Raw genomic sequence first — 18305 nt, forward strand, 5'->3', positions numbered from 1 at the left:
TTCAAAACCCGTATTTTTTCAGCTTCTCATATAAGGTAGACCGATGAATGCCAAGCCTCCTTGCCGCTTCCGCCTTATTGCCATTCGCCGCAACAAGAGCAGCGGCGATTCGTTCACGTTCGGATTGATAGACTATTTCTTTCCATCGGTCAGCGATATTCGCACCGCCATCCGGCATTGGTGTGACCGATGGTTGAATAGTTGACAAATAGGCAGGCAAATGTTCGCGCTCAATGTTCTCCCCTTCCACCATACTAATCAACCACTCGACGACATTGACTAGCTCACGAATGTTGCCCGGCCATGAATAGTTGATCAGCACCTCCATCGCCTCTTTGGCAAACGATTTCGATACAACGCCAAACTGCCGGCAAAGCCGTTCCATGTGATGAGCAAGCAGCGCCGGAATATCCGTTTTCCGCTCACGCAACGGCGGGAGATGGATGCGGATAATATTTAAGCGATAAAACAAATCTTCTCGAAACGTTCCGTCCCGCACCATCTCCTCGAGCGGCTTGTTCGTTGCGGCAATGATGCGCACATCCACCTCTGTCTCAGATAATCCGCCGACTTTCTCCACTTTCTTTTCCTCAAGCACGCGTAAAATTTTCGCCTGCATAGCAAGCGGCATATCACCGATTTCGTCTAGAAACAGCGTCCCTCCGTGGGCGAGCTGAAACTTGCCGGGCTTCCCCCCTTTTTTTGCACCGGTGAACGCCCCGTCCTCATAGCCGAACAGCTCCGCTTCCAAAAGGGCTTCCGGGATGGCCGCGCAATTCACACTGACAAACGGCCCGTCCGCATGCGCACCCGCCTCATGGATCGCCCGCGCGACCACTTCTTTCCCCGTTCCGCTTTCGCCGGTAATCAATACGGTCGATGGCACGCGCGCCGCCCGACGAATCATCTGCTTTACCGCAGCGATCGTCGGATGACGGCCAATGATGCGCTCAACTCCTACTGCAGCAGATGCAACCGCCTCTTGTTTTGACGCTTCCGCCTCGTTTTTCTCCTTCCTGCTTGCCTCGCGCGACAGCTCTTGCAGACGTTGAAAAATGGCGTACACTTCCGATACCCCTTGAAAAATCAACATCCCGACTGCCCCGATTACTTTGCCGTCACGCCAAATCGGGATGCGGTGCACGACCATCGGTTGACCGTAAATTTTTTGAATATATCCGCGTTCCGGAATGCCGGATTGTACACAAATGTGCAAACGAGTATTTTCGATCACTTCCGTTACATGTTTCCCAATGGCGTCTTCCCGGCGAATGCCGAGAAACTGGCAGTACGCCCTATTAATTTCCCGCACCATACCGTTTCCATCGACGACAACGACCCCTTCATACGCCGCATCTAACACCGTTTTCATCGTTTCAGCTAGACGGTGCGTCTCTTCCAACTCGCGCCGCAGCCGTTCAAGCTCGGCTGCCGCACCCGAATCACCTTCTCCGTCGGACGTTTCCATGCTGTCTTCTTTCGGCTCCGTCTTACCATCCATAGAAAACGCGGCCAATACATCTCCTATCAACGCCATACGGTCCATTTCCTTCGCTATCGCCCGCAGTAACATCCGCCACGTACATCGTCCAACGCTCCGTCCATGTTCATCAACCACATCAACAGCCGCCATCCCGTGTTCTGAAAAGAGCTGGATGGCCTCTTGCACAGTTTGATGGCAGCCGAGGACTAGCGAGGTTCCATGACTGATCGCCATCGTCATCCCCCCTGACCATTGTCTCTTCCGATATCGTTCGCCATTGGAGACCAAAATCCTTTTTTCTTGGGAAGATGGATGGTGGTGGACGGCGAGGTGCCATACAAATCCGTAAGATTTCCTCAAGAATCGCTAGACGAGCGATTTTTTCATCCACCTAAAAAAACCATTATCCCCTGCCATTCACGAAGAAATGGAATCCAATGTTTGCAAGAGCCCCTCTATTTGACACCGCGTCTCCATGAAATGACTAAGCCCTCAAGACATCATAACCAACAATGCCCTCCTGAAGGCTGACAACAAGCGGACGTTTCGTCCATGAAAAAAGGAGACAGGCATCACCAACTGTCTCCATTTCCGATTACGCCAAAATCCCCCTCTATTTTCTCAAGCACTTCTTCGCTAAGCACCACATCGACCGCCTTGACGTTTTCTTCCACTTGTTACGGACAGCTGGCGCCGATGAAGGTGCTGGTGATATTTGCGTATTGAATATATTGAGAAATAAATCTTCCTATACGTATGATTCTTTCACTTTCAAGCGCACCTTTTCTTTCACACGAGGATTGACTAAATATCTTGGGTAACATCCTGATAGTACATCGGCAACATTCTGAGCTGTTTTTCGTTTTAATTCCATTTCGGATTCCTCAGAATACCAAGCAATATGCGGTGTAATCACTACATTCTCCATCTGAAGAAGAGGATTATCAGGGTGAATCGGCTCGTATTCGGTGACATCAAGTCCCGCACCGGAAATCTTCCCATCTTGCAAGGCGCGAATTAGAGATGACTCATCAATAACGGGACCGCGGGCTGTATTGACAATGATTAGTTCCTTTTTTGCTAGATGAAACTGTTCATCACTGATCATACCTTTTGTCTCTTTGGTTAAGGGGGCATGCACAGAAATGTAGTCCGATTGCCGGAATAAATCGTTGAGTTCCACTAAATGAACATTGAACTGCCTAGCCACTTTCGCAGGAATATATGGATCATAGGCGATGACATATAAGCCGAGAGATTGAGCCTTTTTCGCTAACGCTTGAGGAATTCTTCCAAACCCTACAAGACCGAGCGTTCTTCCCCTTAACCGGTAAATTGGTTTGCCGACATTGAAATTCCATACTCCGCTTTTCACTTCGTCATTTAACTTAACAATTTTTCGGGCTAACGAAAGCAGCAATGCTAATGCATGATCTGATACTTCATCCACTGAATAGTCCGTTACATTGGCTACAATAATGCCCTTCTCAGTGGCGGCGTCCACATCGACAGTGTTGACACCGACTCCGTACCGAGAAATCACTTTACATTTCTCTAATTGGTCAATCACCTTTGCAGATATCGGAGCATATTGGTTGATAATAGCATCGGCATCCTTGCAAACGGCGATGACTTCTTCCTCTGTGTAACACTGAGCGACTACGAAATCGACATTAAGCGGCGAAAGCACTTCCTGCTCGGGTTTCAATGTTTGAAATTCATAGTCTGTCACTACTACTTTGTACTTTTTCATTTTGTCCTCCCCTATTCCCTACAAAACGGTAGAAGTTAGAGGGCTGCTGTAGGCACTGTATCCCTACCACTCAGCAACTGAACCGTCAACATGGCGCCAAACTGGATTTTTCCAGGTGTGTCCAATCTCGCTCATTTCCCTTACATACTCTTCATGAATCTCGATTCCTAATCCAGGTCCTTGCGGGATTTTGACATATCCATTTTGATATTCAAAGACGGAAGGATCCACTAAATAATCAAGGAGATCATTTCCTTGGTTGTAGTGAATGCCAAGGCTTTGTTCTTGAATAAACGCGTTATAAGATACGGCATCGACCTGCAAAGAGGCTGCTAACGCAATCGGCCCCAACGGGCAGTGCGGTGCCAAAGCGACGTCGTAGGCCTCAGCCATCACGGCAATTTTTCTCACTTCAGTAATTCCGCCAGCATGGGAAAGGTCCGGCTGAATCATATCAACATAGCCCTCGGATAAAATCGTTTTAAAATCCCAACGGGAAAACATCCGTTCTCCGGTGGCAATGGGGATAGTGGTGTGCTTGGCGATCTCCTTTAATGCTTCATTATGTTCTGGCAATACAGGTTCTTCGATAAACAGCGGATGATACGGTTCAAGCTCTTTTGCCAAAATTTTTGCCATTGGTTTATGAACGCGTCCGTGAAAATCGATGCCAATCCCGAACTCTTTGCCCACCACTTGGCGCACTGCAGCCACCCTTTCAACCGTTTCGTCAATCTTTTTATAAGAATCAATATATTGAAGCTCCTCGGTCGCATTCATTTTCACCGCTGTAAATCCTGCTTCTTTCGCTTTTTTTGCTGCCTCGGCAACGTCGCTTGGGCGATCGCCGCCAATCCAGCTGTAAACCCGAATGGAATGGCGAACCGGGCCGCCGAGCAGTTGATGAACCGGGGCATTGAAGTATTTCCCTTTGATATCCCAAAGCGCTTGGTCAATCCCAGAGATGGCGCTCATTAAAACAGGGCCCCCACGGTAAAATCCCCCCCGGTAAAGGACGGTCCAATGATCCTCAATCGCTAATGGATCCTTTCCGATTAAATAATCGCCTAGCTCCTCTACTGCCGCTCGTACAGTATTGGCTCTCCCTTCAACAATCGGTTCACCCCATCCAGCAATTCCTTCATCCGTACTGATTTTTAGGAACAACCATCGAGGTGGGACAAGAAAAGTCTCGAACTTCGTAATCTTCACGTTCCTATTCCCCCTCTCTTACGGCTGCGTTTCTAACCGTTTCGACAAATCTCTTTGCCGTTTCTGTAAGAAGGTTGAATCTCCCTTCCTCAATGACCCGTTTATCCAGTAAAGCGCTGCCGACTCCTATGGCTGCGGCGCCGTTGCGGATAAACTCCGCTGCATTCTCCAACGTTACACCACCTGTCGGCATCAACGGAATATGCCCTAACGGTCCTCTTAACTCTTTAAAATATTGGGGCCCTAAGGAGCCTGCCGGAAATACTTTCAAAAGGTCAGCTCCCATCTGATAAGCCTTAACGATTTCGGTCGGCGTCATCACACCGGGAATGGAAATTTTTCCGTATCGGTTCGTTAAAGAGATCGTCTCTTGATCAAAAATAGGTGAAAAAATAAAGTCTGAACCGGCTTCGATGGCTCTCTTTGCGGTCTCGGCATCTAAGACTGTCCCTGCGCCGATGGTCGCCTTTGCTCCGAACGTTTCCTTCAGCGCAGCAATCATCTCAAAACTGCCTGGCGTATCAACCGTCACTTCGAGTACCTCGACTCCTCCAGCGATAAGAGCCTCAGCAATCTGAAATATTTGCGACCGTTTCGGTTTTCGGATCACCGCCACCAATTTGACCGTTTTTAACCGGTTTAAATGGAAAATTTTATCCATTATCCCTCCCCCTCATCGCTTCACATCTCGATGATGTACGGCGCCTTGTAAAAATTCTTCGAGCTCTCCCTCGTTTGGCAGTCCTTCCACATCCCCGTTTATCCCTACAACGATCGCCCCAACTGCATTTCCGCGCTTCACGACATCAGGAATCGACTCATTCCGTAAAAGCCCGCTAATCACTCCGGCTGCAAAACCGTCTCCTGCTCCTACCGGATCTACAAGTTGCGGCACGGCAAACCCTTTGACATATCCACTTTCACATTTAAACCGATAATACGCTCCTTGCTCCCCTAGTTTGATAATGACCAGCTTCTCGTTGCCAAAAAAGCGTGCGATCTCCTCGGGCGTGTTCCGGCCAGACAACCATTCGCCTTCGTCAAGCCCTGGCAAAACAACATCTGCTTCCGCCGCTATTGCCAGCAGTACAGGCCTTGCCTCTTCGAGCGTCCATAGCTTGAGGCGAATGTTAGGATCAAAAACGATTTTTACTTTGTATTTCTTTGCGATTTCTATAGCTTTAAAAACGGCTTCCCGGCAAGACAAGCTAAGAGCAGGGGTAATTCCTGTCAGATGAAGAAACTTCGCGCGGCCAATATACCCCTCATCCAAATCGTCCGGAGACAACAAACTAGCTGCTGATTGTTTACGGTAATAATATACTTTGATATCGGTGGACGAACGTTTTTCTTTGAAGAAAATTCCGGTCGGGGCTTCATCGGTATAAATACAGCGAGACGTATCAACTCCTTCGCCTCTCACAAATTTATGAATATATCTTCCGAATGGATCATTTCCTAGTTTGCTAAACCAACCGACAGAATGGCCAAGCCTTTGCAATCCGATGGCAACATTCGATTCCGCTCCCCCGATTTGCTTATAAAAATGGCTGCTATACTCAAGCGGAGTCATCGGTTCGGACGTCAATAAGACCATTGTTTCTCCGAATGTTACCACATCGAGTTCTTTCATAATGAGTCCCTCCGCGTATTCGCTTTATCTAGCGACATGAAAAACGGTTAGGTGAGATTAAAATGTTGGGCCGATTCTCCAAATGCCAAAATCATGCTGTTTTAAGATCTCAGATTTAGTCAATTTCCCTGAAGCTGTAAGAAGCAGTTCATCGAAAATTCTTCTTCCCACTGACTCAAGCGACTCTTTCCCTTCAATGATCGTACCGGCATTGATATCCATATTTTCTCTCATTCTTTCAAACATCGAGGTATTCGTCGCAATTTTAATAACCGGCGCAATCGGCGAACCGGTCGGCGTGCCGCGCCCACTTGTAAACAGAACAATTTGCGCTCCACCAGCCACCATCCCTGTCAGCTGTTCAATGTCGTGCCCAGGAGTATCCATCCAGACTAGTCCCTTTTTCGTTGGCCGTTCGGCATAATGAATCAACTCTTGCAACGGTCTCGTCCCGGCCTTGGCCGCCGCCCCGAGCGATTTCTCTTCAAGAGTTGTAAGCCCTCCTTTTCGATTTCCGGGGCTCGGATTTCCAGTACGAATATCTACTCCCATTGCAATCGCACGCTTTTCCATGGCCTCGATCACCTCGTACACCTTTTTAGCCACCCGGTCATCTACAGCCCGATTGGCTAGAAGGTGCTCTGCCCCAATCAATTCTGTCGTTTCCGCTAAAATGGCTGTTCCTCCTCGGTCGACGATCATATCGCTCACATATCCGACCGCTGGGTTAGCGGAAAGCCCGGAACATGCATCCGATCCCCCACATTCAGTTCCTACGATCAATTCGCTGACGTCAAACGGTTCGCGCACCAAAGCGGAAGCGTCTTGCACCATTTGAGCGGCAATTCTTGCCGCCTCAGCGATCGCGCCAAGGGTTCCTCCATGGTTTTGAATCGACACGAGCTCAACGGGCTTGCCGCTTTTGGCAATTTCCTGAGCCACGCTTCTTCCTTGGTGAGTTTCACAGCCAAGTCCCATCACTACTACACCGTACACATTCGGGTTCGTTCCCATGCCAACGTACGTACGGAACGTTTGTTCATAATCGGCTCCAACTTGAGCGCACCCATGCTGATGAATGAAGGAGACGGTACCGTGGACGAGCTCTGTCACCTGTTTCGCTGCTTGGGTCGCGCAGACAATCGTCGGCAAAATCAGCACATGGTTTCGAACTCCGACCCGGCCATCAGGGCGTCTATACCCCCAAAATTGAGCGGTCTTCATGCTCCTTATCTCCCCTTCCCCTTTTTCCTTCAACGTTATGCACGTGCACATGCTCCCCTTCCGCAATATCGCTAGAGGCGACGCCGATCACTTCTCCGTATTTCAAAATGTCTTCCCCTTTTTTGATCGACACAATCGCAAACTTATGACCAAACTCGATGTTTTGTTTTATCGTCATATCGTACTCTCGATCTTGACGGGTGACTTTGACTATGCTTCCCGCCGGAATATTGTCCAAGGCAGTAGCAACATTATCCTTTTGGTTTAATATAACGAACCGGTAAGAAGACATCGTATCGCTCCTTCCCCTCGTTCAAATCCCGGCATTTTCCATCACAACCGGAACACCCAATCCCTCAGCACCTAATTTAGATGTAACGGCTTCGGGATTATATTGTTCAATGATCCGCATGCCTAGTGCCGCCCGCCGAACTCTTTCCCGGCATAACTCAATGTTTACGGATTCCAAGTGTTTTCCAGATGGGTAGACATCCGGGTGATTGCGTAAACCGAACTTAATATAAACAGGTGCTAAAATGCGAATGATCTCTGGAATTTCATAATGTCTGATGAATCCGCCAAATCCATCAGGCGCTTCCACATATACATCGAGCGGCAGATCAACCGCTTGACGGATCGCCGCCAGCTTCGGCAAAGTTAAAGCAGTCGGAACATTGTACGTATCAGCCCCTAACTGCTCCATCAGCTTGATCGATACAGGGTTGGAAGCCATCATTTGCACGGACACTTTGACGACAAAATTTTGCGGCAAGATTCCTCGCTGTTTCATTTCCTTTGTCAGAAGCAGCAGCCCTTCATCCGCCACCAATGCTCCTCTTACCCCTAATTTCACCGCCCTCTTCAAATCTTCAATAGCATAGACTAACTGATCCATTCCTTCATGTCTAAGCCCAGCCGCTTTTCCAGAGGGAGTGAACGGCAGCGCACTAATATCCCACGTGCCTCTCGGACCGACGAATAGGCTAAGCTCTATCCCACGGTTAGCACACATCTCACACATGTCACTAATCTCCTCATCCGTCAACAGCATGATTCCACTCCCTTGCGACACCCGGTGAATCGTGACCCCTAGACGTTCTGCCTCTTCAAGAACAGCCTGCAACGCCCGCGGTCCTTCGACACTCGGAATTTCCACCCGATATTGCGCCCCGTCAGGGAACCGTTTGGAAGAAGTGGGGAGATCATAGCAATCTCCCGACGGATAGCCTAGCGATTCGAGAAACTCCCTCGTTTCTTTCATAAACATGTTTTTAACACCCTTTCATTTTCTGTTTTTCGGAAAAACAAGGCGATTCCTTGCCTCTCTATATGATTGAATGTTATTTTTATTCAGAAATATTCGGATGCGATCTTCCAACTCATCACATTCCTTCACAGGCGGCCGCAACGCCGTATGTCGGCCAAGAATAAGCTGATGAACCGCTTCTTTAATGGCGATATATAACGGTTGGGAAAGCTCGTAAATTGCCATAAGCTTCAAGATTGATTCATTGGCCTTTAACGTCTCCTCATATTGTTGGGCATGAAAACTCTCAAACAACTGAACCGACAGCTCCGGCAGAAAAACAGCTGTGCCATTAATAGCACCAGCAGCTCCCATTTGCAAGGACGGAAGAAGAAGGTCATCGAAAGCAGCAAACACGGCGAAATCTTCTCTTTGTTCTTTAATACGGATCAATTGCCGAATATGCCCCAGCTTCTCCGTTGTATCTTTGATTCCTACAATATTCTCGTGCTCGACCGCCAACCTTAACACAAGATCAGGAGACAAATCCTGTCCAGTGAGCAAAGGGATATTATAAATCAACAACGGAATGCGAATGCTCTTCGCCACACTTGTATAGTAGTCATACAGTTGACGATCTGTATATTTCCAGTAAAATGGGTTGACAACAAGCACCCCGCTCGCCCCTATTGATTCAGCATGTTGTGATAAATATATCGTCTCCTTTAATGAAGTTGAACCCGTGCCAATCAAAACCGGAACACGCCCATCTACGTATCGTACCATTCTTTCGGCGAAAACTTTTCTCTCCTCGGATGTTAAGGAGGAAAACTCTCCTGTGCTCCCCATATAGAGCAGCCCATGAACTCCCTGTTGAATCAAATAATCAGCAAGAAAATAGTTGGCTTCCCAATCAAACCCACGCTTCTCATCGAATAAAGTGACAACTGGGGGAATAATACCTTTCCACTTGCAAGCCATCCTCTCTCACCCTCTCATCATTTGGCTGCATCTTCCCCAATATAACAGGAAAGGCTAAAGCGGAAGCAAAAGAAAACATTCCAATGAATGTCTTTTGCCACCAGATGACTGGCTAAATCACTACTCTTCTAAAAATGCTTTACTCCTAAGAACAGACCTGCAATTAACGTCGAAACGACTCCCACCTCCATTCATCATTCTTCTTTTATCTTTTTTCTAGCCTGTTGAGCAGCTTCTGCGTAAACATCTAGAAACGCTGCTTGATGAGCGAGGGCTGCTTCTTTCACATCCTCATACTCTGGCATCTGCCTAATCACCTTTCCTTGATGAATAGCCTGTTTAACGCGAATATTCCCATACGATGTAGCAACAGACACGACCTCTCTCTCTAAAACCTTGCGCATCCAAATATCCTTTCGAATGCCAAGAGTCGTTGTCTCTTTCAGCACAAATTGCTCACACTGTTCTACATGAGGTGCTGAAGCCAAAACCGTTAACAGAACGCCAGGACGGTTTTTCTTCATAAAAACAGGAGTATAATATACATCGAGTGCTCCCTTTTGAAAAAGTCGATCCATCACATATCCAAGCGCTTCTCCTGGCATATCGTCGAGCTGGCACTCAAGAATATAAACGGTCTCTTCTTCTAAATGGGATGATGACAGACTATCCGCTCGTGCATGAGTCCCCTCTCCGATTACTACTCGCAGCACATTGGGTTGATCGGGCAAGTCGCGCGCCCCAGCGCCATATCCAATTGCTGATACTTTCATCGAAGGAAGAGGCCCGTATGAGTTCACTTGGCTTTTGATAATCCCAGCTCCGGTCGGGGTTGTTAACTCAAACGACAAGTGGCTAGATCGGATGGGCACGCCTTGAAGAATTTCTAACGTTGCCGGGGCTGGAACAGGATATGTACCATGTGCACAGCAAATCGACCCACATCCTAGCGGAACAGGGGCAGAAACAATATAATCGACATTAAGTTCCGTAAGGGCAACCGCTGTAGCGACGATGTCGACAATAGAATCAACAGCTCCCACCTCGTGGAAATGAACTTTTTCAACAGGCATGCCATGGATTTTTGCCTCGGCAACAGCGATGCAATGAAAAATTTGTTTGCTTCTTTTTTTGACTTCCGAACTTAACTCCGAGCGGCAAATCATATCGATAATATCAGAATAATGCCTATGGGCGTGATGGCTCTCATGGTCATGATGATCCATAGCACTCTCTTGCATCATCACCTCGAATTTTGTAGCATAAATCCCCTTTTTTACTACTCTATCCCATCGCAATTGATAGCCTGACAATGGCAGTTTTTTCAGTTCCGCCTCAATTTTCTCCGGCGGCACACCCGCATCCACCAGAGCACCTACCGTCATATCACCGCTAATTCCGGAAAAACAGTCCAAGTACAAAATCCTCATTTTTCTTCTCTCCCTAACGTTTTGGCCTCGGCGACAGCCTGCTCAATAACAGCCATGATCGTAGCAGCGTAATATCCTGCGCCAAACCCGTTATCAATATTGACGACGGAAACACCGCTCGCACACGAATTCAACATGGTAAGCAACGCTGAGAGCCCTTGGAAACTAGCTCCATATCCCACGCTTGTAGGAACAGCGATGACTGGTTTGGAAACAAGCCCGCCGACTACGCTGGCAAGCGCTCCTTCCATCCCAGCAACGACAATGACGACACTCGAACGCTCGATCATCTCGATGTTGTCGAGTAATCGGTGAATACCCGCAACGCCTACATCATATATTCGCTTCACTTTGCATCCTAATAATTCAGCCGTTACTGCCGCCTCCTCGGCGATAGGAACATCTGACGTTCCTGCGCTGACAACTGCTATATACCCGTGTTTTTTTGTTTCTACATAATCCTGGGAAATCCAATAGAAAATATGACAATCATCTCTGTATTGAAAATGTTCCTCTGGATAGCGCGCTTTGAGAGTAGCCATTAGGTAAGATGCTTTTTCTGAATCAACACGTGTAGCAAACACCTTTTGATGGAATTTCATTAATCGTTCAAAAATACCAAGCAAATGTTCCTTTGATTTCCCCTCTCCAAAAATAATCTCCGGAAATCCTTTTCTTCTCTCCCGCTGAATATCTAAAGTGGCATATCCGATATGATCATAGGAGGCTAGTGTTCGATATGCTTCCTCTACTGAAATGCTTCCTTCTTTTAACTTGTTCAACGTTTCTTTTATAATTTCGCTCATTTCACCATTTCCTTTTCTAGCATCTCATTCATGCTTCCAGACTTATATCCTCTGAGGTCAAGAGTTACATATAAAAAACCTAACTCTTTCAGTTTATGATAGATCGCCTGATGATACTTGATCGCCATCTCCATTTCTTCCGGCAACACTTCGATTCTTGCTATTTCTCCATGGTGGCGGACACGAATCTGGCGGAAGCCGAGATTTAAAAGGAACTCTTCCGATTGATCAAGCTGCTCAATTTTCTCTTTTGTAATTTTTTGTCCATAAGGGATGCGGGAAGATAAACAAGCAAACGACGGTTTATCCCACGTTTCCAGTTCCATTTCTTTCGATAGAATACGAATCTCCTTTTTGTAAAGCTGCACTTCTTGAAGCGGACTCCGCACTCCGAGTTGTCTAGCTGCCTGAAGTCCTGGGCGGTATTCGCCTAAATCATCCATATTGGAACCATCAACAACAGTGTACATGTGGCCATATTTGCGAGCCAATTCCCCTAAATGAGTGTACAAGTTGTGCTTGCAATGGAAACAGCGATGGAGGTCGTTTTTGACAAAATCCTCGTTCTCCAGTTCATGAATTTGGATTTTTATATGTTTGACTCCTATTTGTTCAGCCAGTTTAGTCGCATGTTGTACTTCACGAGCCGGAAATGTTTCGGAAACAGCAGTCACAGCCAGCACTTGATCACCAAGCGCCTCTTTTGTCATTGCTAATAAAAATGTGCTATCTACCCCGCCGGAAAAAGCAACCAATACATTTCCCATCTCCTTGAGAAGATGAACTAGTTGTTCCCGCTTTTGCCATAAATGTTCTGCCAACCTGCTCTCCCCCTTTCTGTTGTGGCCGTCTCTAAACTTTTTGACAAGAAGGTGCCCCAAGGAAATGGGACACCTATTGTTATCGTCCAAAGCGCATGAAAATCATCATCGAGGTATTTTTTCTGCGCAATTAAGCTTTTACAAATACTGTTTTGATCGATGTGAAAAACTCGATAGCTGCCTGCCCTTGTTCCCGTGAATGGGAGCTTGATTGCTTCATTCCGCCAAACGGCGCTTGAAACTCGACTCCTGCCGTTTCTGCGTTCACTTTGATCAACCCTGCCTCAATGTCTTTGATGAATTCCAAAGCATTCCCAATATTCTTTGTGTAAATCGAGGCACTCAACCCGTACTCTGTATCATTCGCCAGTTTAATGGCCTCTTCAATACTGTCGACTTGAATCAACGCCAGCACAGGGCCGAAGATTTCTTCGCGGGCAATCGTCATCTGAAGATCCACATCTTCAAAAATCGTTGGCTCGACAAAAAAGCCGTTGGCCAGTTCTCCTTCGAGGCATCGGTTTCCACCGTAAATAAGCTTGGCTCCTTCGGACTTTCCTTTCTCAATATAGGACAAAACCGTATGGAACTGCGATTCGCTCGCGCACGGCCCCATCCATGTTTCAGCGTCCAGTCCGTTTCCAATTTTCAGCTGCTTCACCCGTTCGAGAAGTTTTGCTTTAAACGGTTCATACACTTCCCGTTCAATAAAGACGCGGCTCGTCGCTGTACATTTTTGCCCCGTCGAACGCAAACCGCCGCTGATCGTTCCTTCGACCGCCAGATCCAAATCAGCATCTTTGGCCACAATGACCGGGTTCTTTCCGCCCATCTCGAGCTGATATTTGGCCCCACGTTCAAACGCCGCTCTCCCCACTTGCTTTCCAACCGTGTTCGAGCCGGTAAAGGTGACGCCATCAATATCCGGGTGGTTCGCAATCCCTTGGCCAACGACCGAGCCGGATCCGCACACCATATTAACGACCCCTTTTGGGAAACCTGCCTCATGGAAGCATTCGATCACTTTCGCCGCCGTCACCGCCGTTTCGCTGGCCGGTTTGAGCACGACGGTATTCCCATACACAAGCGCCGGCGCCATTTTCCAGATCGGAATTGCCACAGGGAAATTCCACGGCGAAATGACCCCAACAACTCCGAGCGGAACACGGGTCGTAAACAGGAGCCCCTCGCTGTCGCTTGATGGGATCACATCACCGATTTTTCGTGCTCCTTCCCCCGCATAGTAACGCAATATATGCACGCCTCTCATCGTCTCCGCTTTCGCTTCCGCAAGCGTTTTCCCCATTTCCCTTGTCATTGTTTCGGCAATGTCCTGGAGACGTTGTTCTAAAATGTGAGCCGCTTTGTACAAATACTCTCCTCTCTCGACACCGGACCGTTTCCACCATGATGTTTGCGCCTGCTTCGCTGCGGTTACCGCCTCGTTGACATCCTCTAACGTCGAGCGTTGAACATATCCGACGATGTCATGTCGATTGGCCGGATTGATGCTCGGTTCTACGTTGTTGCTCACTGAACTGACCCAATTGCCGTTAATGTAGTTGAAATACGTTTTGATTTCTGTTTGTACCTTCATCTTCTCTTCTCCCCTTCTCCTTTTATCGTTTATTTTTAGTTGGCCACTGCTTGTTGGGCCAACGATTGAACTGGATTGGACAACACCCCGATCTCAGGGATCTCAATTTCAATCCGATCCCCTTCTTGGAGGGTGAACTGGTTAGGCGGAACGATGCATGTGCCCGTTAATAATACAGTGCCATCAAACACCTCATTATCGCGAATCAAGAAAGAGACTAACTCATCGTATCTTCTTTTCAACTGTCTTGTATTCGCGCTTTCTTCCACAACAAGTTGGTCGTTGCGGTAAATCCGGCAAGTCATTTGCAGGTTGTATGGATCTTCTACCGTCTCCGCCAGGCGGATGGCAGGTCCAATGGCGCACGAATGTTTCCATATTTTCGCCTGCGGCAAATACAGCGGGTTTTCCCCCTCGATATCCCGGCAGCTCATGTCGTTTCCGATCGTATACCCGACAATTTCGCCTTCCCTTGTGATTACCAACCCTACCTCGGGCTCAGGAATTTGCCAGTTCGAATCACTTCGCAAATAAATGGGAGCGTTCGGGCCAATCGTTCGGGCTGCGGTGGATTTAAAAAAGATCTCCGGCCTTTCCGCGTTGTATACCCGGTCGTAGCACGTCTCCTGTCCGGTTGTTTTTTCAGACGTTTCATAGTTCCTTGCCTCACGGCTTTTTTCGTAGGTGACTCCCGAAGCCCATACCTCAGGAGCGACAATCGGAACGAGCAAATTCAGCTCAGCCACCTCTTTTTCAATCCCCCGTTTTCCGCTGATGAGCGTTTGGATGTAGCGGAACGTAGACAGTTGGTGACGCTTTGCCTCACGAACCACATCCATAAACTCAGTAAACGGAAGCGGATGCACAGCATTGTCATCCGTCACTGCAGCTAATACAACACGTGAATCCTCGACATAGCGAATCACTCTCATAAACCTCTCCCCTTATTACTTGTTTTATATTAAAAAACTCTGTTTTATCATTTTGTTAGAAAGAACCGGCCATATTACACAGACAAATGGCCATGTTGGACATATCCCATTTCTGTCGAGATCTGTTCCGCTGCCCTTTGCAGCAGCTGAATTTCTTCGTTTAGCACAGTATCATTTACTTTGGCAGAAGGCTGGGACATGCTGATTGCTGCAATAACATTCCTCGAATGGTCACGAATCGGAACAGCGACACAAGTAATTCCCGGTTCATTTTCCTCTCTATCCAAAGCATAGCCGCTGCTCCGAACTCGTTCGAGTTCTTTAAGGAATTCCTCTTCACTAGTAATTGTATTGGCGGTATGGCGCTTATAAACATAGCCATTTAAAAGTTCTTTAAGTTCCTTATCACTTTTGAAGGCCACCAGCACCTTTCCTACCGCACTGCTGTGAATAGGAACTCTCCTTCCAATTCTTGAGTACAAAACTGTTCCGGACGTTCCCTCTACCTTGTCGATATAAATTCCTTCTTTTCCATCGAGAATAACAAGATGCACCGTGTTCCCTGTTTTCATCGAAATGTCAATTAAATATTTCTTGGAAACAGAGCGAATATCGAGATGACGAATCACTAAGTTTCCTCTCTCAAACAGCTTCATGCCTAACCGATATTTTCCGTTCTCTGGATTTTGCTCAATATAATGGTGGTGCTGCAGCGTTTTCAGCAACGAATGTACCGTGCTTTTATGAAGCTGCATACGTTCACTAATATCGGTAATTTTGAGTTCAGTCTCGTACTCGTCGAACAAATCTAAAATACGAAGAGCTCGATCGACTGCTTGGATTAATGGCAATGCTTTCACCCTCTTTTCTAGAAGTTTTGCGGACTATGCAATCAGGGAATTTGCCTTGGTTCTATTATAATACAGGAGGGTGAAAAGCTCGAATCACTTCGGTCCACCCGTTATGATTTTTTCACTGTTGGAAGAATGATATCCTTTTTGTAATCATATACCGCCTCTTCAGCAATGTGGAGCGGAACAACGCCATGGGCAGCGTCGGTATGTCCGATTAGCCGGTTGCTTGCCGCAATGCGCCGTTGACGTTGACGCATGTTGGCCATGCGTTGATTGGCGATTTCTTCTCTTTCCTGTTTCACCCCTTCAAACTCGAATACAAGTTTCCCATGTTGGAACGCCCCTTCATTGACGAATTCGATTTTCCGTTCGCGAAGGCCAATATATAGAAGATCTCCTGTCTTTAAGTACAAAATCCCTCCCCCGCGAATGGCTTCGGGAGTCATGTGCCCGATAGCCGCCCCATATGTGACACCGGAGTAACGCCCGTCACTGATCAGAGTGGCAAGCCGTTTTAACTGGCGGTTCGCATTAATATGTTGCATCGGGGTGAACATTTCTGGCATGCCGAACGCTTCCGGTCCTTGGCCAGCGATGACTACTGCAATTTTTAACGCCCCTTCTTTCACCATCGCATCAAACAAATCATCATATTCACGATGTTTCCACTCCTCAAACCAATGCGGGGCATTATGTTTCAATGCAGCGATCAAGCTTTGATGACGGAAGCAACGGCTCCGTTTCAACTTTTCAAGCAAGTGAACATCGAGCAGCCCCTCATTCGCCTCATCCTCGTTTTCATAATACAGGACAAAGGCAATTTTCTTGTCAAATTCATCAATTTGTTTTGTCGACATACCGCTGATTTTCACGACCGCACTTTCAAAGAAGTTCCCTGATAGAACGTCGACGCCGCTAAACGGCCGTCTCGGCTTGGACAAAATGATCGGGTTGTTTTCGACGTTCTCGGCTGACAACTGCGCTTGATTGACGGCGAGTCTTTCCCGCCAAGTCGTCCCGGTGACAGTTGGGGCATCGATATCCATCGGCACCCCATTGCTCATTAATTCATGGAATACGGTTTCCATTCCCCTTATTTTCCCGCTGCAGCATTGAACCGCCAACGCGAAAATATCTCTTCCCTCAGTTAAACTGTAGTCAAACAAATCAGGAACCGGTACTTCATGGTGGATGCGGTCGTACTCCCACAAATCGAACCGATATCCCCCATACAGCATGGCTGCCACAATATGCATCATAATGTTCGTTGATCCGCCGGTGGCGCTATGAATGCGAATCGCGTTTTTAATATTGGCCGCCATAAGATTGGCCACACCATACACCGGATCATTCATTAAATCGACAAAGCTGTCGAGGGCCGCGTTAATCTGTTCTTGTGTCGGCGGGGCCGTCAACAGTTCCAAAGCAGGATGGACCAAGCCTAATCCGGCGATTAAATGCCGAGAGCTGTTGCCGGTTCCGTTAAAGGCGCAAACGCCGCCCTGGCTGTCACATGTCGCTACAGCCAATCGTTTTTCATAGTCTTCGTGCTGCTCTTTTGTAATGATTCCTTTTCCTCTCGCCCGCTCGAGCACTCCTTGAAAAGCTGTGTTGGAAGAACATTGTAAAATATATGCCAGTGCATCCCGCAAATCATACGCGATGTCTTCTTCCCCAGCTAATTCCGCCCGTCGGGCGACTTCCTCCAGTTCGGCATACAACTTGGGTGGGATCGTTCCTCCTTGTAATACATGGGATGGCGCAAAGGTGGCGAAGAAAGGCGCCTCTCCTCGCTCCCGACGGACACGGTCAAGATGTGCCAAAGCGCTGACGACGCCGAGCGGCTGCTTGTCGCATCCTTGAATGACAAAAGCACCGTGGTAGCTATGGGCTTCCAACTGGTTCACGATCATTTGCGCCACCGCATTGCGACTTTGCAGCGAATAGCTCATTCCCTGGTTGCTCTGCGCCGTTCCGTCGCACATGACCGGTGTCGAAAACTGAAACGGCACTCCCCCGTTTTGCCAAATCCGAATGGCTGCCCGGGCAATCGTTTGAAAATCCATGATGTGCGCGGGATGGTCCGGCGATCCCCCTATGATCGCAATCCGGGGGGCGTTGTGGTGCAGCCTATCGTAGATTTCCTCTAACGTCCAGTCTGGCTGCATCCCTTTTAACTCGGAACCTAAAATTTGTTTTGAACGGTCGAGCAATCCGGCTACACATATTGGCTCATTCGCCTTCCCTTGAACATTATCGCGGTATGGGTTGATCTGGCTTTCAATACGTGGATAAACAACCGCCGCCATTTCAAATCCTCCTCGCCCCATATG

Annotated in this window: 16 protein-coding genes; all 16 read right to left on the minus strand. The window is 47.8% G+C overall.

Annotated features, from left to right (window positions below):
* Position 1: 1 nt before the first annotated feature.
* Positions 2–1717 carry a sigma-54-dependent Fis family transcriptional regulator gene (locus NSQ22_RS10405; protein WP_008879980.1) on the minus strand — a complete coding sequence of 572 codons (1716 nt, stop codon included), beginning with the start codon at positions 1715–1717 and terminating at the stop codon, positions 2–4.
* Between the two features lie 514 nt (positions 1718–2231).
* Positions 2232–3236 (minus strand): C-terminal binding protein, encoded by a 1005-nt coding sequence (locus NSQ22_RS10410; protein ID WP_087960088.1) that lies wholly within the window; start codon positions 3234–3236, stop codon positions 2232–2234.
* A 63-nt stretch (positions 3237–3299) separates the two neighbouring features.
* Complete coding sequence (dgoD, locus tag NSQ22_RS10415) at positions 3300–4448, minus strand: galactonate dehydratase (protein WP_081157259.1); 1149 nt, start codon at positions 4446–4448, stop codon at positions 3300–3302.
* Between the two features lie 4 nt (positions 4449–4452).
* A complete protein-coding gene (locus tag NSQ22_RS10420) occupies positions 4453–5109 on the minus strand; it encodes a bifunctional 4-hydroxy-2-oxoglutarate aldolase/2-dehydro-3-deoxy-phosphogluconate aldolase (protein WP_011887565.1) in 657 nt (218 codons plus the stop codon).
* 12 nt (positions 5110–5121) lie between these two features.
* Positions 5122–6081, minus strand: a complete 960-nt coding sequence (locus tag NSQ22_RS10425) for a sugar kinase (RefSeq protein WP_327054412.1) — start codon at positions 6079–6081, stop codon at positions 5122–5124.
* Between the two features lie 57 nt (positions 6082–6138).
* On the minus strand, positions 6139–7305 hold the full coding sequence (locus tag NSQ22_RS10430; protein WP_008879975.1) for a UxaA family hydrolase: 1167 nt from the start codon (positions 7303–7305) through the stop codon (positions 6139–6141).
* Positions 7277–7597, minus strand: a complete 321-nt coding sequence (locus tag NSQ22_RS10435) for a UxaA family hydrolase (protein WP_008879974.1) — start codon at positions 7595–7597, stop codon at positions 7277–7279. The genes NSQ22_RS10430 and NSQ22_RS10435 overlap by 29 nt, the downstream gene beginning before the upstream one ends.
* Before the next feature lie 21 nt (positions 7598–7618).
* Entirely contained in the window at positions 7619–8572 is a 954-nt protein-coding gene (locus NSQ22_RS10440) for a U32 family peptidase (RefSeq protein ID WP_011887568.1), read from the minus strand.
* Between the two features lie 15 nt (positions 8573–8587).
* Positions 8588–9532 carry a dihydrodipicolinate synthase family protein gene (locus NSQ22_RS10445; protein ID WP_008879972.1) on the minus strand — a complete coding sequence of 315 codons (945 nt, stop codon included), beginning with the start codon at positions 9530–9532 and terminating at the stop codon, positions 8588–8590.
* A gap of 194 nt (positions 9533–9726) precedes the next feature.
* Complete coding sequence (gene larC, locus NSQ22_RS10450; RefSeq protein WP_008879971.1) at positions 9727–10962, minus strand: nickel pincer cofactor biosynthesis protein LarC; 1236 nt, start codon at positions 10960–10962, stop codon at positions 9727–9729.
* Positions 10959–11768, minus strand: a complete 810-nt coding sequence (gene larB, locus NSQ22_RS10455; protein WP_008879970.1) for a nickel pincer cofactor biosynthesis protein LarB — start codon at positions 11766–11768, stop codon at positions 10959–10961. The genes larC and larB overlap by 4 nt, the downstream gene beginning before the upstream one ends.
* A complete protein-coding gene (gene larE, locus NSQ22_RS10460; protein ID WP_339263408.1) occupies positions 11765–12589 on the minus strand; it encodes an ATP-dependent sacrificial sulfur transferase LarE in 825 nt (274 codons plus the stop codon). Before larE ends, larB begins: the two co-directional genes overlap by 4 nt.
* A 130-nt stretch (positions 12590–12719) precedes the next feature.
* Positions 12720–14186: an alpha-ketoglutaric semialdehyde dehydrogenase GucD gene (gucD, locus tag NSQ22_RS10465; RefSeq protein WP_008879968.1), complete on the minus strand. Its 1467-nt coding sequence runs from the start codon at positions 14184–14186 to the stop codon at positions 12720–12722.
* Between the two features lie 35 nt (positions 14187–14221).
* Positions 14222–15118: a fumarylacetoacetate hydrolase family protein gene (locus NSQ22_RS10470; protein WP_087960089.1), complete on the minus strand. Its 897-nt coding sequence runs from the start codon at positions 15116–15118 to the stop codon at positions 14222–14224.
* Between the two features lie 74 nt (positions 15119–15192).
* A complete protein-coding gene (locus tag NSQ22_RS10475; RefSeq protein ID WP_011887572.1) occupies positions 15193–15969 on the minus strand; it encodes an IclR family transcriptional regulator in 777 nt (258 codons plus the stop codon).
* A 110-nt stretch (positions 15970–16079) separates the two neighbouring features.
* Positions 16080–18281 carry a dihydroxy-acid dehydratase gene (locus NSQ22_RS10480; protein ID WP_011887573.1) on the minus strand — a complete coding sequence of 734 codons (2202 nt, stop codon included), beginning with the start codon at positions 18279–18281 and terminating at the stop codon, positions 16080–16082.
* Positions 18282–18305: the final 24 nt, after the last annotated feature.

Origin of the sequence: Geobacillus sp. FSL K6-3411 (assembly GCF_037965715.1) — a bacterium.
Classification (GTDB): domain Bacteria; phylum Bacillota; class Bacilli; order Bacillales; family Anoxybacillaceae; genus Geobacillus; species Geobacillus thermodenitrificans.

Excerpts from the sequence above, each read along its gene's own strand:
- NSQ22_RS10405 (WP_008879980.1), bottom strand. The coding sequence starts at position 1,717 with ATGGCGATCAGTCATGGAACCTCGCTAGTCCTCGGCTGCCATCAAACT.
- NSQ22_RS10410 (WP_087960088.1), bottom strand. The coding sequence starts at position 3,236 with ATGAAAAAGTACAAAGTAGTAGTGACAGACTATGAATTTCAAACATTG.
- NSQ22_RS10420 (WP_011887565.1), bottom strand. The coding sequence starts at position 5,109 with ATGGATAAAATTTTCCATTTAAACCGGTTAAAAACGGTCAAATTGGTG.
- NSQ22_RS10425 (WP_327054412.1), bottom strand. The coding sequence starts at position 6,081 with ATGAAAGAACTCGATGTGGTAACATTCGGAGAAACAATGGTCTTATTG.
- NSQ22_RS10430 (WP_008879975.1), bottom strand. The coding sequence starts at position 7,305 with ATGAAGACCGCTCAATTTTGGGGGTATAGACGCCCTGATGGCCGGGTC.
- NSQ22_RS10435 (WP_008879974.1), bottom strand. The coding sequence starts at position 7,597 with ATGTCTTCTTACCGGTTCGTTATATTAAACCAAAAGGATAATGTTGCT.
- NSQ22_RS10440 (WP_011887568.1), bottom strand. The coding sequence starts at position 8,572 with ATGTTTATGAAAGAAACGAGGGAGTTTCTCGAATCGCTAGGCTATCCG.
- NSQ22_RS10445 (WP_008879972.1), bottom strand. The coding sequence starts at position 9,532 with ATGGCTTGCAAGTGGAAAGGTATTATTCCCCCAGTTGTCACTTTATTC.
- larC (WP_008879971.1), bottom strand. The coding sequence starts at position 10,962 with ATGAGGATTTTGTACTTGGACTGTTTTTCCGGAATTAGCGGTGATATG.
- larB (WP_008879970.1), bottom strand. The coding sequence starts at position 11,768 with ATGAGCGAAATTATAAAAGAAACGTTGAACAAGTTAAAAGAAGGAAGC.
- gucD (WP_008879968.1), bottom strand. The coding sequence starts at position 14,186 with ATGAAGGTACAAACAGAAATCAAAACGTATTTCAACTACATTAACGGC.
- NSQ22_RS10470 (WP_087960089.1), bottom strand. The coding sequence starts at position 15,118 with ATGAGAGTGATTCGCTATGTCGAGGATTCACGTGTTGTATTAGCTGCA.
- NSQ22_RS10480 (WP_011887573.1), bottom strand. The coding sequence starts at position 18,281 with ATGGCGGCGGTTGTTTATCCACGTATTGAAAGCCAGATCAACCCATAC.